At 67.7% G+C, this 15457-nt stretch carries 12 protein-coding genes; 9 read left to right on the top strand and 3 right to left on the bottom strand.

What is annotated here, in order from left to right:
* The first annotated feature begins 24 nt into the window (after positions 1-24).
* The 6 genes from A5624_RS17085 (at position 25) to A5624_RS17110 (ending at position 7250) form a co-directional block, all read left to right on the top strand.
* On the top strand, positions 25-237 hold the full coding sequence (locus A5624_RS17085) for a heavy-metal-associated domain-containing protein (RefSeq protein WP_066868458.1): 213 nt from the start codon (positions 25-27) through the stop codon (positions 235-237).
* Positions 234-2489: a cation-translocating P-type ATPase gene (locus tag A5624_RS17090; RefSeq protein ID WP_066868459.1), complete on the top strand. Its 2256-nt coding sequence runs from the start codon at positions 234-236 to the stop codon at positions 2487-2489. The genes A5624_RS17085 and A5624_RS17090 overlap by 4 nt, the downstream gene beginning before the upstream one ends.
* A 173-nt stretch (positions 2490-2662) precedes the next feature.
* Positions 2663-4063: an alpha/beta hydrolase-fold protein gene (locus A5624_RS17095; RefSeq protein WP_066868460.1), complete on the top strand. Its 1401-nt coding sequence runs from the start codon at positions 2663-2665 to the stop codon at positions 4061-4063.
* Positions 4064-4318: 255 nt separating this feature from the next.
* Complete coding sequence (locus A5624_RS17100; RefSeq protein WP_066868462.1) at positions 4319-5128, top strand: polysaccharide deacetylase family protein; 810 nt, start codon at positions 4319-4321, stop codon at positions 5126-5128.
* Between the two features lie 153 nt (positions 5129-5281).
* Positions 5282-6571, top strand: coding sequence for a lipase family protein (locus A5624_RS17105; RefSeq protein WP_197507992.1), 1290 nt, complete (start codon positions 5282-5284; stop codon positions 6569-6571).
* A gap of 112 nt (positions 6572-6683) precedes the next feature.
* Positions 6684-7250, top strand: coding sequence for a TetR/AcrR family transcriptional regulator (locus tag A5624_RS17110; protein ID WP_255361692.1), 567 nt, complete (start codon positions 6684-6686; stop codon positions 7248-7250).
* Positions 7251-7303: 53 nt separating this feature from the next.
* Here the strand turns inward: A5624_RS17110 and A5624_RS17115 are convergent, their stop codons facing one another.
* Positions 7304-7912, bottom strand: coding sequence for a TetR/AcrR family transcriptional regulator (locus tag A5624_RS17115; RefSeq protein WP_066868469.1), 609 nt, complete (start codon positions 7910-7912; stop codon positions 7304-7306).
* A gap of 67 nt (positions 7913-7979) precedes the next feature.
* On the opposite strand from A5624_RS17115, the gene A5624_RS17120 reads away from it, so the two are divergent.
* Complete coding sequence (locus A5624_RS17120) at positions 7980-8810, top strand: alpha/beta fold hydrolase (RefSeq protein WP_066868471.1); 831 nt, start codon at positions 7980-7982, stop codon at positions 8808-8810.
* 64 nt (positions 8811-8874) lie between these two features.
* Here the strand turns inward: A5624_RS17120 and asnB are convergent, their stop codons facing one another.
* The gene (asnB, locus tag A5624_RS17125) at positions 8875-10704 is read right to left on the bottom strand and encodes an asparagine synthase (glutamine-hydrolyzing) (RefSeq protein ID WP_066868473.1); all 1830 of its coding nucleotides are present in this window, start codon (positions 10702-10704) and stop codon (positions 8875-8877) included.
* 53 nt (positions 10705-10757) lie between these two features.
* Entirely contained in the window at positions 10758-12212 is a 1455-nt protein-coding gene (locus A5624_RS17130; RefSeq protein WP_066868475.1) for an aldehyde dehydrogenase, read from the bottom strand.
* Between the two features lie 415 nt (positions 12213-12627).
* On the opposite strand from A5624_RS17130, the gene A5624_RS17135 reads away from it, so the two are divergent.
* Positions 12628-13389: an SDR family NAD(P)-dependent oxidoreductase gene (locus tag A5624_RS17135; RefSeq protein ID WP_156748813.1), complete on the top strand. Its 762-nt coding sequence runs from the start codon at positions 12628-12630 to the stop codon at positions 13387-13389.
* A 362-nt stretch (positions 13390-13751) separates the two neighbouring features.
* On the top strand, positions 13752-15457 hold a 1706-nt coding region (gene fadD1 / locus A5624_RS17140), incomplete at its 3' end, for a fatty-acid--CoA ligase FadD1 (protein WP_232002271.1).

Raw genomic sequence — 15457 nt, forward strand, 5'->3', positions numbered from 1 at the left:
CTGCCGGGGAAGCGAAGGAGCGGCATGCCCACCAGCGAATATCGGGTGAGCGGGATGAGCTGTGGGCACTGCGAGGCCGCCGTCGAGAGCGAGGTGGCCCAGATTCCCGGCGTGCAGGAGGTGGCGGTCAGCGCCGCCACGGGCCGGCTCGTCGTCACCAGCGCACGGCCCATCGACGCGGATGCCGTCCTCGGCGCGGTCGACGAGGCCGGCTATGAGGCCGTCCTGGTCGCATGAGCACGCCCCCACGACAGATCAATCGCACCGCCGCAACCACCCCGTCCCGCATCGAGCTGGAGATCACCGGGATGACCTGCGCCTCGTGCGCGGCCCGGATCGAGAAGAAGCTCAACAAGCTCGACGGCGTCGCGGCGACCGTCAACTACGCCACCGAGAAGGCCGCCGTCACGGCCCCCGCCGGTTACGACCCGCGGATTCTCATCGGCGAGATCGAAAAAGCCGGGTACGCCGCCGCCCTGCCGCGAGGCTCGACACCCGATGACCGGGAGCTGGCCTCGCTGCGCCGGCGGCTGGCCACCGCGATCGTGCTGGCCGGGCCCGTCATCGCCATGGCCATGGTGCCCGCGTGGGATTTCCCGCACTGGCACTGGGTTTCGCTGGCCCTGACCACACCGGTCGTCGTCTGGTGCGGCCGGCCCTTCCACGGGGCCGCCTGGACCAACCTCAAGCACGGCGTCGCCACCATGGACACGCTGGTCTCGCTCGGCACCCTGGCGGCATTCCTGTGGTCGATCTACGCCCTGTTTCTCGGGGCCGCCGACCAACCGGGTATGCAACATGACTTCGAGCTGACCGTCGGGCGCGACGGCGCCCCGTGCCACGTCTACTTCGAGGTCGCCGCGGGTGTGACGTTGTTCGTGCTCGCCGGCCGGTATTTCGAGAAGCGGTCCAAGCGGGCGGCCGGCTCCGCGCTGCGCGAGCTGCTGACACTGGGCGCCAAGGACGTCGCGGTGCTACGCGACGGTGCCGAGACCCGCATCCCGATCGAGCACCTCGCGGTCGGCGACGAGTTCGTCGTGCGTCCCGGGGAACGGATCGCCACCGACGGGATCGTCGTCGCGGGTTCCTCAGCCGTCGACGTCGCCATGCTGACCGGCGAGTCCGTCGCGGTCGAGGTCGGTGCGGGCGACGCGGTCACCGGCGCCACCGTCAACGTCGGCGGCCGGCTCGTGGTGCGCGCCACCGGGGTCGGGGACGACACCCAGCTCGCGCAGATGGCCAGGCTCGTCGAGCGGACGCAATCCGGCAAGGCCCGGGCGCAGCGCCTCGCCGACCGCGTCTCGGGGGTGTTCGTTCCCGTGGTCATCGGCCTCGCGGTGGCGACGCTGGCCGGCTGGCTCGCGGCGGGCTTCTCGCTCACCACCGCGCTGACGGCGGCCGTCGCGGTGCTCATCATCGCCTGCCCATGCGCGCTGGGGTTGGCCACTCCGACCGCCCTGCTGGTCGGCACCGGACGCGCCGCCCAGCTCGGCGTGCTCATCAACGGGCCCGAAGTGCTCGAGGCCACGCGCAGCGTCGACACGATCGTGCTCGACAAGACCGGCACCGTCACCACCGGCAAGATGACCCTGGTCGACGTCATCCCCGGCCCGCAGACCGACCGCAGCACGCTGTTGCGTTACGCCGGGGCCCTGGAAGACGCCTCCGAACATCCCGTCGCGCGGGCCATCGCCCGGGGTGCCGTGGCCCAACTCGGCGCGCTGCCCGCTCCCACCGACTTCACCGGGATCGACGGCGACGGCGTGCAGGGCACGGTCGACGGGCGTGCGGTCGTCGTCGGCCGCGAACGCTTGCTGACCGAACGCGGGATGCACCTCGACGCCGCGCTGTCGGCGGCCAAGGCCCGCGCCGAGGCGGAAGGCAAGACCGCCGTGGTAGTCGGCTGGGACGGCCTGGCCCGCGGCATCCTGGTGGTCGCCGACACGATCAAACCGTCCAGCGCCGAGGCGGTCCGACAGTTCACCCGACTGGGCCTTACGCCGGTGCTGCTGACCGGCGACAACGCGGGCGTCGCCGCCCGCGTCGCCGACGAGCTCGGGATCGCGCAGGTCATCGCCGACGCGACGCCCGCCGACAAGGTCGCCGCGGTGCAACGCCTCCAATCGGAGGGCAAGGTGGTCGCCATGGTCGGCGACGGCGTCAACGACGCCGCGGCGCTGGCCGCCGCCGATCTGGGCCTGGCCATGGGCACCGGCACCGACGTCGCGATCCAGGCCGCCGACCTCACGGTCGTCCGCGGTGACCTGCGGGCCGCTGTGGACGCGATCCGGCTGTCCCGGCGGACGCTGGCCACGATCAAGACGAACCTGCTGTGGGCGTTCGGGTACAACCTCGCCGCCATCCCGCTGGCCGCGCTCGGCATGCTCAACCCGATGTTCGCCGGCGCCGCGATGGCCGTCTCCAGCCTTCTCGTCGTCGGCAACAGCCTGCGGCTGCGCTCGTTCACCAGCGGCGTCGACGACGCATGAGGGCGCCAGCAGGGTCGAGCGGACCTTGCTCGGCCCACACGCTGAAACGGTCGGCTGACGGGCCGCGATCGTATGGGATAGTTGGTCCGGCCGCCGTCTTCGATGACCCCGACCGGCCCTCGGATATTCACCGCACCCCCGCACAGCGATCGATCTAGCGAAGGTCACGACCGTTGGAGCAGTTCTTCGGACAACTGTCCCTGCTGCATGGCTGGTTCCCGCCGGCCGTGCAGGGGCTGGCGCTGCTCGTGCTGCTCGTGGCGATCCAATGGCGTGCCGGGAGCTGGCTCAAGCGGGTGCTGCCGGTCGCGCTGATCGCGGCCGTCGCGGTGACCCTGCTGGCGCGGTGGTACATCACCTCGCTCGGGGTGGCCGGCGACCCGGCACCGACGACGCTGTGGCTTTGGATCGCGATGACCGGTCTGGCCGCCGCGGTCTTCCTGGTGGGGTGGCGGGGCGTCCGCTGGTGGCGTCGCGGGGTGGCGCTGGTGTCGATACCGCTGTGCGTCCTGTGTGCCGGCATGGCGCTGAACGGCTGGGTCGGTTACTTTCCGACCGCGCTCGCCGCGTGGAACCAGCTGACGTCGGTGCCGCTGCCCGACCAGATCGACCGGCTGCGGGTGACCGAGATGCAGATCGCCGGAACCAGGCCGACCAAGGGCGTGGTGGTGCCGGTCGACATCGACGACAATGTCCCCTCTGGCTCGCACTTCGCCCACCGCCGAGAGCTCGTCTACCTGCCACCGGCCTGGTTCAACAGCAATCCGCCGCCGCGGCTGCCGGCGGTCATGATGATCAGCTCCGCCTTCAACACCCCCGCCGACTGGCTGGGCCCGGGCGGCGCGTTCACCGCCATCGACAACTTCGCGGCCGCCCACCACGGCTTTTCCCCGGTGCTGGTGTTCGTCGACCCCACCGGTTCCTTCGACAACGACACCGAGTGTGTCAACGGCCCCCGCGGCAACGCCGCCGATCATCTGACCAAGGACATCGTGCCCTTCATGGTGTCGAACTTCGGCGTCAGCGCCGACCGCGCCAACTGGGGCGTCGCCGGCTGGTCGATGGGCGGTACCTGCGCGGTGGACCTGGCCGTCATGCACCCCGAGTTGTTCAGCGCGTTCGTGGACATCGCGGGTGACCGTGGGCCCAACGGCGGCTCCACAGATCAAACCGTCGCCCGCCTCTTCGGCGGCAACCACGACGCGTGGGCCGCCTTCGACCCGGTCACCGTCATGACGAAGCACGGCCACTACGAAGGCCTGTCGGGATGGTTCGACGTGCCCTCGTCGACGGAGGCGCGCACGGTCGCGCAGGAAGCCAGCCCCACGCTCACCGCGTCCAGCAGCGATCCCGCCGCCAACCCCGAAGGCCAGGACGCCGCGGCGAACTCGCTGTGCGCCGTCGGCACCGCCCACGGCATCGCCTGCGCGGTGGTCACCCAACCGGGCAAGCACGACTGGCCGTTCGCCGCCCAGGCGTTTGCCACGGCACTGCCGTGGCTGGCCTCGACGCTGGGCACACCAAGCACCGAACCGGTGCAATTGCCGCAACGGGCCGCCGGGGAACCGCACTGATTCACCAGCCGGCCCGGACCGTGAATTAGCCAGGGTCGGCGAAATTCACAGCTGACCCTCCCGTAACGGAGCCGACTTCTCGGCGCCGCCAATGGTACGGTTCGCTGCTGTGGCCTCGATGTTTTGCATCAAAGGCGGTTCCTGCGTGGACCCGCTTGGTGCGCAGCGCGCCACAATCCGGGTGCGAATCCTCGCGCCGAATTCGCCATTTTCATCGCCTCGTGATCATTTGATCGACGCCGTCGCTTGTCAGCCATGAACCGCCGCCAGTTCCTGGGATCGCTCGCCGCGTCTGTCGTCGCCGGCGTCGGCGCCGCCCGGCTGATCGTCGATCCGCAGCCACGCACCTTTGCCCAGACGCCGGCGGCCGACGTGCCGACCTCCGGACCGACCGCCCCACGGGCCCTGTTACCGCCCCCGCCGCCCAGCGCCCGCATACCGCTGCCCGGCGGCGGCGCCCTGATGAAGCTCCCGGGCGAGGGTGACCTGCTGGCGCTGACCGTCGACGACGGCGTCAACAGCGACGTGGTGCGTGCCTACACGCAGTTCGCGAAGGACACCGGCATACGACTGACCTATTTCGTGAACGGGATCTACGACTCGTGGACGGACAACCTGGAGCTGCTTCGGCCGCTGGTCGACAGCGGTCAGATCCAGCTCGGCAACCACACCTGGTCACACCCTGACATGACCACACTAACCAAAGAGCAAGTGGCAGAACAGCTCTCCCGCAACGACGCGTTCCTGAAGAAGACGTACGGCATCGGTGCCAAGCCGTATTGGCGGCCGCCATACGCGAAGCGCAACGCCGCCGTCGACGCGGTGGCCGCCGACCTCGGTTACCACGTCCCCACGCTGTGGTCGGGCTCCCTGTCGGACTCGACGCTGATCACCGAGGAGTACATCGTCCAGATGGCCGATCAGTACTTCACGCCGCAGGCCATCGTGATCGGGCACCTCAATCATCTGCCGGTCACGCACGTCTACCCGCAACTCGTCGACATCATCCGCGACCGGAACCTGCGCACCGTCACGCTCAACGACGTCTTCCTCAAGACGCCGTAGCGACTGCTAGTCAACGGATTCCGGCTTCATGCACCGGGCGCCACCGCACCACCTGGCAATTCTTCGGCCAAAAACATGCGCCGGACAATTCAATCTCTAAAAATTTAGAGATTGCTCTTCCGCTGACGGCCCGGTGATTGTTACCGTTCCGTAATGCATCGGGCCGGGGGAATTTTCGCAGTACTGCTGGTAATTGCGTGCGCACTCGTGGGAGTGGGAAATGCGCGGGCCGACGGCGGTGACGAACCGCAGTACGCCGACTTCTACACCCCGCCGGACCCGCTACCGCCCGGCCAGCCTGGCGATCTGATCCGTACCGAGCCTTCGCGGCTGGTGCTGGAACCCTCCGGACAACTGGGCGCGATCATGGCCACCGGCACCCGGATCATGTACCGCAGCACCGATACCCGCGGCAATCCGATCGCGGTCACCGGCACCTACTTCGAGCCCTACAACGACTGGCCCGGGCGCGGACCGCGGCCGTTGATCAGCTACGCGCCCGGCACCCAGGGCCAGGGCAATCAGTGCGCCCCGTCGCGAATGTTCAACCAGGGCATCCACTATTCGGGTGGCTGGGACATCATGTTCAACTACGAGGAGCTGTTCGTCGCGACCATGGTCGCGCGTGGCTTCGCCATCGTGATGACCGACTATCAGGGCCTCGGCACCCCGTCCATGCACACCTACGTGGGCCGGGTGGCCGAGGGTCAGGCCGTGCTCGATGCGGCCCGCGCGGCCATGCGGCTGCCCGGGACGTCGTTGGATCCGCATGGGCCGGTGGCATTTTGGGGCTACTCGCAAGGCGGTGGCGCGACCGCGTCGGCCGCCGAGCTCGCCTCCCAATACGCCCCGGACCTCCACATCGTGGGCACCTACGCCGGCGCGCCGCCGGCCAACCTCAAGGAACTGTTGCCCTACGCCGACGGCAGCGCGCTGGTCGGTGTCGTCGGGTATGCCCTCAACAGCGTCATGGCGGCCTATCCGGAGTTCGCCGACATCATCCGCTCCAAGATGACGCCCCGCGGGTTGGCGATGCTGGAATCGGTATCGCGGCAATGCGTCGGACAGACCCTGCTGGACTTCATGTTTCGCCACATTCAGCCCTATTTCACCGAGGACATCAACCAGCTGGTGAACGAGGAGCCGTTCAACAGCCTGTTCGAGGCCCAACGGCTCGGGCGCTTCAAACCCAACGCACCGGTCATGATCGACAGCAATCGCTATGACCCGCTGGTGCCCTGGACCGCGGCCAACCAGCTGGGCCGCGACTGGTGCGCCCAGGACGCCGACGTCGAATTCCGCACCAACGAAGAGCCACCCTTCCTCAACAAGCTCGTCATCAACCACGCGCTGCCGATGCTGGTCGACGGCGAACCGGCCATGCAATGGATCGCCGCGCGCTTCAACGGCGAGCCCACCACACCGAACTGCGGTCAGTTCTAACGGATTCGCGCGATCCGGGCCGGCGCCGCCTCCGCCGGATAAACTGGGGCGTATCGCTGCACGTAGAAAGCACAACGCGCCGGAGCGGCGCCGCCAGCTCGCCGACGCCGCGATCGAGCTGCTGGGCGCCAACGGGGTGCATGGCGTCAGCCATCCCAAGGTCGACGACCACGCCGGGGTGCCGGCCGGCACCACGTCGTTCTACTTTCGGACCCGCAAGGCACTGGTGCACGCCATGGCGACACGGCTGGCCGAGCTCGACGTCGCCGACTTCTCGATGATGGCCGAGCTCGCCGAGAATCACGCCACCCAGTTCGCCGGCACCGCGGGCCTGGCCCGCATCGTCATGTACGTGAACAGCGAACCCTGGCTGACGCGCGCCAAGGCCCGCTATGAACTCGCGCTGCTGGCCGGCCGCGACCCGGAACTGGCCGCTGCCCTCAACGAATCCGCCGACCGGCTCTACGCCCTGGCGCGCAGTGTCGTCACCCAATGGCATGCCGCCGACAGCGCGCCGGATCCGGACCTGGTCGATGACCAGGCGACCGCCACCCTGGCGTTCATCAACGGCATCATGTTGACCTTCGTCGCGGGCCAGCCGGCCGTCGACGATGCCGAGCGCCTGGACCGCCTGATCCAGGGCGTCATCGCGGGCGTCGCGCAGGTACGCGAAGAGTAGCGAAAACCGATCCAGCTCTGTGGTTTTCGCGTGACCACCGAGGGTGGTGGCCGTCACCGAGCGTCGAACATCGCGTCGATCAGCCGATGCAACACCTGCCCGACTTCGAGACGGGTCCGCGTCGGGTCGTCGGCCGTGGCGATCACCATGGCCGCCTCGTCGAGCGCGCCGATCAGCACGTGCGCCAACGGCCGCACCGGCTGCTCGGCCAGCTGGCCGGCCCGGATCGCCTCGGTGAGCATCTGCTCGGTCATCCCCAGGCTGTACCGCTGGGCGACATCACGGAATTCGGCCCAGCCGAGCACACTCGGCGCATCCAGCAGGATCAGCTGGCGCACCTCGGGATCGCCGGACACGTCGAGCCACGCGTCGACCGCGGCTCGCACCGCGTCGGCCGGCGTGGCGGCCCCGGATTCGGCCACCACCACGGCCATCCGCGCCATCACGTCCTGCTCGACGACCTCGACGACCTCGCGGAAAAGCGCTGCCTTGTCGGCGAATTGGTGGTACATCGCGCCCCGGGTGACCCCCGCGGCGGTCGCGATCTCCGGCGTCCCCACTTCGGCGTAACCCCGCAGCCCCCACAGCTTGCGGGCAGCCGCGATCAGCGCCTCGCGGGTCGCCGCGGAGCGCTCTTCTTGGGTCCGTCTCTTGCTTTCCATACAGTCTGTTGGTAACTTACGAACAGACAGCCTGTTTGTAAGTGTATCCCCGAAGTAGGAGTTTGCTATGTCGACGATCGACATTAGTGCCGGAACGATCCATTACGAAGCAACCGGACCCGAAAACGGCAGGCCTGTCGTGTTCGTGCACGGCTACATGATGGGTGGGCAACTGTGGCGCCAGGTCAGTGAGCGCCTGGCGGCCCGTGGCCTGCGGTGCATCGCTCCGACCTGGCCGTTGGGCGCGCATCCCGAGCCGCTGCGCCGCGGCGCCGACCGGACGATCACCGGTGTCGCCGGCATGGTCGCCGACGTGCTTGCCGCGCTGGATCTGCAGGACGTGGTGCTGGTGGGCAACGACACCGGCGGCGTCGTCACCCAGCTGGTGGCCGTGCACCATCGCGAACGGCTGGGTGCCTTGGTGCTCACGAGTTGCGATGCGTTCGAACACTTTCCGCCGCCGATCCTCAAGCCGGTCATTCTCGCGGCGAAGACCAAGCCCTCCTTCCGGACCGTGACCCAGGCCATGCGGGTGCCGGCCGTGCGCAAGCGTGCGTTCGACGGCCTGGCGCATCGCAACATCGACGAGCTCACCGAGGCCTGGGTGCGCCCGGCGCTGTCGCTCCCCGCGGTCGCGGAAGACCTGCGCCAGTTCACCCTTTCGATGCGCACCGAGGTGACGACGACGGTGGCGGCCCGGCTCTACGACTTCGACAAGCCGACGCTCATCGCGTGGTCGGCCGACGACGTGTTCTTCGAGCAGGAAGACGGGGCGCGGCTGGCCGCGACGATTCCCAATGCCCGCCTCGAAGTCATCGCGGGGGCACGGACGTTCTCGATGGTCGATCAGCCCGATCGGCTCGCCGATCTGCTGTCATCGATTGCGGTGCGCGCCTAGGCATCCCGCGCGGCAGGCCGGTGCGGGGCTACATGCACCGGAAGTCTGCGACGCGGCCAGTGGGTCAGAAGACGACCTCGGGCTGGTACAGGTCGAGCCAGCTGGCCACGTCCAGCGCCTGCTCTATCTGGTACCGAGCACCTGTTGGCAGCGTTTCCGGGTCGAGGCTGGTCAGCTCCTCGAGCCTGGAGCGCTCGATCAGACCGAACAGTGCGTCGCTGTCCCCGGCGAGAAGATCCTTGGCTTGCCGCTGGATCTGTTCGCCGTACCTCGGGTCGGCCGTCGACGGGTAGGGGGCTTTGACCCGCCGCACCACCGATTCGGGCAGCAGGTCACGACAGGCGCCGCGCAGCAGGCTCTTCTCCCGCCCATCAAAGGCCTTCAAGGACCACGGCGTGTTGTATACGTACTCCACCAACCGGTGATCACAAAACGGCACCCGCACCTCTAGGCCCACCGCCATGCTCATCCGGTCCTTGCGGTCCAACAGGATCCGCAGAAACCTCGTTAGATGCAGGTAACTCATAACGCGCATCCGGTGGGTGAAATCGTCCTCACCCTCAACGCTGGCCACCTCGGTCACCGCCTCGGTGTAGCGCTCGCGCTTGTACGTGTCCAGGTCGACCGCCGAGCGCAACGGTCGGGTGTACACGCCAGCGGCATTCCCCTTCATCAGTTCCATGGCGGCAAGCCAGGGGAAGTCGTCGGTGCGCTGCATGACGGGGTCGTGGAACTGTGGGTAACCGCCGAAGATCTCGTCCGCGGACTCACCCGACAACGCCACCGTCGAGTGCCTGCGGATCGCCTTGAACAACAGGTACAACGACGCGTCCAAGTCACCCCCGCCCGCCGGCAGGTCGCGGGCGACGATCACCGCACGCCGGATATCCGGATCCGCCAAATCATCGGCGTTGAGCACGATTTCGGTGTGCTCGGAACGAACGTGCTCGCTCACATCGCGCGCGTAGGGGGTATCCCAGCTCGAGCGCACCTGATCGGGGGCGAAATTGTCGGCCTGCCCCGCAAAGTCCACCGAGAAGCTTCGCACCGGAACGCTCAACTGACGCGCAGACAGTGCGGTGATCGAGCTCGAGTCCAGCCCGCCGGAAAGCAATACGCATTTGGGAACATCGGCCACCAGCTGCCGCCGCACGATGTCGTCGAGCAGCTCGCGCACCCGCCGAACGGTCGTCTCTTCGTCATCGGTGTGGGGCCGCGACTCCAGCCGCCAATAGGTGCGCTCACGGATACCACGCTCGTCGACGGTGACGACCGTGCCGGGCTCGACCTCCCGCATGCCTTTCCAGACGGCCATCCCCGGAGTCTTGATCGGCAGCAGCATCTCGCGTAGGCCATCGCTGTCCACGACGCGCTTGACCATCGGATTCGCCAAGACGGCCTTCGGTTCGGAACCGAACAGCACCCCGTCCGCTGTCGGATAGATAAAAAAGGGCTTGATGCCCATCCGGTCGCGGATCATAACCAGCTTGCGGCGCCGCGCATCCCAGATCGCAAACGCGTACATCCCGTTGAGGCGACCAGCCACCGCATCGCCCCACTGCAGATAGCCACGCAGCACCACCTCGGTATCGCTGGACGTCTTGAAGCGCTCGCCCAGCGCCACCAATTCGTCTCGCAGTTCGGTGAAGTTGTAGACCTCGCCGCTGTAGACCATGGCGACATCACCCTGCGGGGTCGAAACTGACATCGGCTGCCCACCACCCGGCAGGTCGATCACCGCGAGGCGGCGATGGCCCAGCGCCGCATTACGCTCTGACCACACACCCGACGCGTCCGGGCCACGGCACGCCATCGTCAGGGTCATCGCATCAAGCACGTCACGCTCACGCGTCAAATCACGCCCGAAAGCAATCCAGCCAGTAATGCCACACACGTTGTCAACCCTTCATTTTGAGGACCCGCGCCTGGATGTCTGCTGCGGACCGACTACGTCTCGGTAGTCGGGGCACCGATGCGAGCCATCGACTTGACGGTCTGATAAGTGGCTAGGCCTTCCGGCCCGAACTCCCGCCCGATACCGCTTGCTTTGACTCCGCCGAAGGGGGCATCGAGATCGAGAGCGTAATGGTTGATGCCAATGGTTCCTGTACGCACGGCGCGGGCGATCTCGGTTGCCCGCGCTTCGTCGCGCGACCAGACGGTGCCGGCCAGACCGAAGTCGGAGTCGTTGGCGATTTCGACGGCTTCAGCGTCGCTGCGGTACGGAATTACCGTGACCACGGGTCCGAAGATTTCCTCACGGGCGATGCGAGCCGAGTTGTGCACATCGGCGAACACTGTCGGCGCCACATACCAACCAGTGGACCGCCCCGCGGGAACCCCGCCGCCTGTTACCAGCGTTGCGCCTTCGGCTTTTCCCGTCTCGATGTAATCCAGCACCCGGTCGCGCTGTCGGGCGCTCACCAGGGGGCCGATATCGACGCCGGGGTCGAGCGGATCCCCAACGACGAGCGAGTTCGCCATTTCTCCTAACGCGTCGACGACTTCGCCGTAGCGGTTAACGGGGGCGAGTACCCGCGAATTCGCGACGCACAGCTGTCCGTTATTGCCGAACGACCAGCTGCGCAGCCCATCCAATGTCGCATCCAGATCGGCGTCATCGAGGATGATCGCGGCGGACTTGCCGCCGAGTTCCAAGGTCACCGGTCGCATGAGCCGCCCGCAGGTTTCCGCGATCAGACGACCCGCTTCCGTCGAGCCGGTGAACGCCACCTTGTCAACACCGGGGCGGCTGACAAGGTAGGCGCCCGCGTCGTCACCGCCGGCAACGACGTTGAGCACGCCCGGCGGCAGTTCAGCTTCCGCGGCGGCTTCGCCGAATACCCTTGCGTCCAAGGCTGTTTCCGGTGCGGGCTTCAGGACTACGGTGCAGCCGGCCGCCAACGCGGGGGCCAACTTGACCGCCGCCAGCACCTGCGGGACGTTCCAGGGCACGATGGCGCCGACCACGCCGACCGGCTCGCGGCGCACGATGGTATGCCCGTTTGCGCTAGGCCTGACCTCTTCGACATCGAGCTTCTGAATCAGCGTCGCGTAGTAGCGCAGTACCGCCGCAGGCAGCAGCCCGTTACCGTTCCGGGAAAAAGCGATCGGCGCGCCCGTCTCGCGGGTACACAGTTCGCTGGTGTGTTCGGCGCGCGCCTCCAGGGCGTCGGCCATTCGTTCCAGGAGCCTGGCTCGTTCGGTCGCCGGGGTGCTCCTCCAGTCGTGCAACGCCTCCCCGGACGCGGCCACCGCGTCGTCGATATCGGCCTCGCGAGCGCTGGGCCCCTGGGCAAGCAGCCTTTCGGTCGCGGCCTCGAAGACAGGCGAAGTGGCGCTGGCAGGGCGGAACTCCCCATCGATGAACAGCTCCGCCGCGTCCTCGCGAATCCTCCCCACCGGATCCTCCTTTTGCCGTGCTCGAACTGACTTGGACGTCGTTGTTGTCATCACGGACAAACGCGTGACGGTGAACTCGAGGCGGTGTTTATGCCGTCAAATAATCGGATGTGGCTTCCACTGCCGAGAGCCCCTTCGCACATCGAATTCGTTGCGGCTCATGGCGGCGACATTAGCTTCGGCGCGAGACCTGGCCGTACGTCGCGCCCATTCAGTGGGCGGCACGGTCGGAACTGTCATTGGGGAATGGTGCTATGCGACAAGCACATAGGCGCTGCTTACCGCAGCTACGGTTTGCATGAGAGTCGCCGTGTTTGCGCGGGCCTCGGGCCGCCCGGGGGGACCCGATGTCGCGGTTCTGCGGGAACTGAAGTGGCGCCGGCTTAGGCCCGATAAGGTTGCCGCCATGCCGGATGTGACAGCACCACTGCAAGGACGGCGGATCCTGATCACCGGTGGCGCCACCGGTATCGGCGCGGCGGCCGTAGAGGTGCTCACCGCGGCGGGAGCGAAGGTGGCAGCGACCTATCACCAGACGCCGCCGCCGGACGGCCTGGCGGCCGAGTGGCTACAGTGCGACGTCCGCGAGGCCGAGGCCGTATCGGCGATGGTCCGCGAGGCGACACAACGCCTCGGCGGGCTCGAGGTCCTGGTGAACGCCGCCGGCCTGTGGCAGGCGGGCATCCCCGGCTACATCGGCGCCGACGACATCTCGTTTCTGTTGGACACCAACATCAAGGCGACCATCCTCACCAACCAGGCCGCCTACGCGGTCATGAAGGACCAGGACCCCAAGGGCGGCCGGATCATCAATTTCGGATCGTCGGAAGCCGTGATGGGCAGCCCGATCTCGGCCGTCTACGCCGCGACCAAGGGCGCGGTGCAGGCATGGACGCGGTCGGCCGCCAAAGCCTGGGCCGCCGACAACATCACCGTCAACGCGCTTGCCCCCGCGGTCCAGACACCCGGCGCCGACCGGCTCCGCGACTTCCTCGGTCCGGACGCCGCGGCCCTGATCGACCAGCAGATGAAGATGATGATCCCGCTCGGGGGCACGCTGGGCGAGCCCGCCCGCGACGTCGGTCCGATGTTGGTTTTCCTGGCCGGCCCGGGCGCGGGTTTCATCACCGGCCAGCTGCTGGCCGTGGACGGCGGGCTGATGATGGTGGGCGGATAGCGCCGCCGCGCATTAACTTTGGCCGTCGCCCGTCGATGGTCCCCTGCGGCCGTGCCGCCGGCCGGACAGGTGCGACGATCGCGACTGTGAGATTTCGCGGCGAAGTTCACGCGCTCGATTCCGTAACAGCAACAGCGACCGGTGCAGCTCAAACAGCATGGGGCCAATGATGACCGTCCGAGACGAACGGATCCGCTATACACGCGGGCCCCGAAGCGGAATCGTGAGCGAAATAAGTGTGAAAACTTCACCCATGCGTGGCGCAAGGCGGCAGGCCACTTACCTCCGGGCCGAGCCGACAGCTAGTATAAGACGGACCGTCTCGTCTCGCAGGATGGGTTAAGTGAAGGTGGATCCGGCCGATGGCTGACGACACGATTCAAGCGCTGCTGAACAAGCGCTGGTCCGATCCGTCCATCGCGGTGAAATATCGTGACCTGCAATGGACTTGGCGTCAGTATCTGGAGGGCGCCGCGGCGCGGGCCGCCGCGCTGCTCGCCGCCGCCGATCCGCAACGGCCCGTGCACGTCGGCGCCCTGCTGGGGAACACGCCCGAGATGCTGAGCCAGATGGCGGCGGCCGGGCTGGGTGGCTACGTGCTGTGCGGCCTGAACGACACGCGCCGCGGTGAGGCGCTGGCCGCCGATGTCCGTCGTTCGGACTGTCAGTTCGTGGTGACCGATGCCGAACATCGGCCGCTGCTCGACGGCCTGGACCTCGCCGGCACGCAGATCCTCGACACCTCGACACCGCAATGGGCCGAATTCGTCGGCACCGCAGGCGAACTGACACCGCATCGGCAGGTCACCGCCATGGACGCCTTCATGATGATCTTCACCTCAGGCACGAGCGGGAATCCCAAGGCCGTCCAGGTATCCCACTTCATGGCCACCGTCGCCGGTCTCAGCCTGGCCGGCCGCTTCGCCCTCACCGACCAGGACACCTGTTACGTGTCGATGCCACTGTTTCACTCCAACGCGGTCGTCGCGGGCTGGGCGCCGGCGGTGTGCTCGGGTGCGGCGATCGTGCCCGCGAAATTCTCGGCGAGCAGTTTTCTCGAGGACGTCCGCCGCTACGGCGCCACCTATATGAACTACGTGGGGAAGCCGCTGGCCTACATCCTGGCCACCGCCGAACGCGAGGACGACGCCGACAATCCGCTGCGGGTGGCGTTCGGCAACGAGGCCAACGACAAGGACATCGAGGAGTTCGGTCGCCGGTTCGGTGTGCAGGTCGAGGACGGCTTCGGGTCCACCGAGAACGCCGTCATCATCATCCGCGAACCCGGCACCCCGAAGGGCTCGATCGGCCGCGGCGCCGACGGGGTCGCGGTCTACAACAGCGACACCGTCACCGAATGTGCGGTCGCCCGGTTCGACGCCGCCGGGGCGCTGGTCAACGCCGACGAAGCGGTGGGCGAGTTGGTCAACACGGCGGGTTCGGGTTTCTTCACCGGCTACTACAACGACCCGGACGCCAACGCCGAACGCATGCGCCACGGCATGTACTGGTCCGGCGACCTGGCCTACCGGGACGCCGACGGCTGGATTTACCTGGCCGGGCGCACCGCCGACTGGATGCGGGTGGACGGCGAGAATCTGGCGGCGGCGCCGATCGAACGGATCCTGTTGCGCCACAGCGCGATCAGCCGGGTCGCCGTCTACGCCGTGGCCGACGGCCACGTCGGCGATCAGGTGATGGCCGCGATCGTCCTCAACGACGGTCACGGCCTGACCGCCGCGGAGTTCGAAGAATTCCTGGACGCCCAGCCCGACCTGTCCCCCAAGGCCCGCCCGCGCTACGTCCGGATCGCGGCCGACCTGCCCAGCACCGCCACGCACAAGGTGCTCAAGCGCCAGTTGATCGCTGCGGGAACGACCGTCGGCGCCGGCGAAGTGCTGTGGGAGCGCGAACCCCGGGGCACGGCCTACACCGTCAGTGGCGATCGCAAGGGCGGCGGAGCCGGGCGCGGCGGGTCGCCACCATCGACTAGTGGCGATCGCAAGGGCGGCGGAGCCGGGCGCGGCGGGTCGCCACCATCGACTAGTGGCGATCGCAAGGGCGGCGG

The organism is Mycobacterium sp. 1482292.6 (genome assembly GCF_001672995.1).
In the GTDB taxonomy this organism is placed as follows: domain Bacteria; phylum Actinomycetota; class Actinomycetes; order Mycobacteriales; family Mycobacteriaceae; genus Mycobacterium; species Mycobacterium europaeum_A.

Bases quoted from the DNA above. Each gene is read 5' to 3' on its own strand.
- A5624_RS17085 (WP_066868458.1), top strand. From the start codon at position 25: ATGCCCACCAGCGAATATCGGGTGAGCGGGATGAGCTGTGGGCACTGC.
- A5624_RS17090 (WP_066868459.1), top strand. From the start codon at position 234: ATGAGCACGCCCCCACGACAGATCAATCGCACCGCCGCAACCACCCCG.
- A5624_RS17100 (WP_066868462.1), top strand. From the start codon at position 4,319: ATGAACCGCCGCCAGTTCCTGGGATCGCTCGCCGCGTCTGTCGTCGCC.
- A5624_RS17105 (WP_197507992.1), top strand. From the start codon at position 5,282: ATGCATCGGGCCGGGGGAATTTTCGCAGTACTGCTGGTAATTGCGTGC.
- A5624_RS17115 (WP_066868469.1), bottom strand. From the start codon at position 7,912: ATGGAAAGCAAGAGACGGACCCAAGAAGAGCGCTCCGCGGCGACCCGC.
- A5624_RS17120 (WP_066868471.1), top strand. From the start codon at position 7,980: ATGTCGACGATCGACATTAGTGCCGGAACGATCCATTACGAAGCAACC.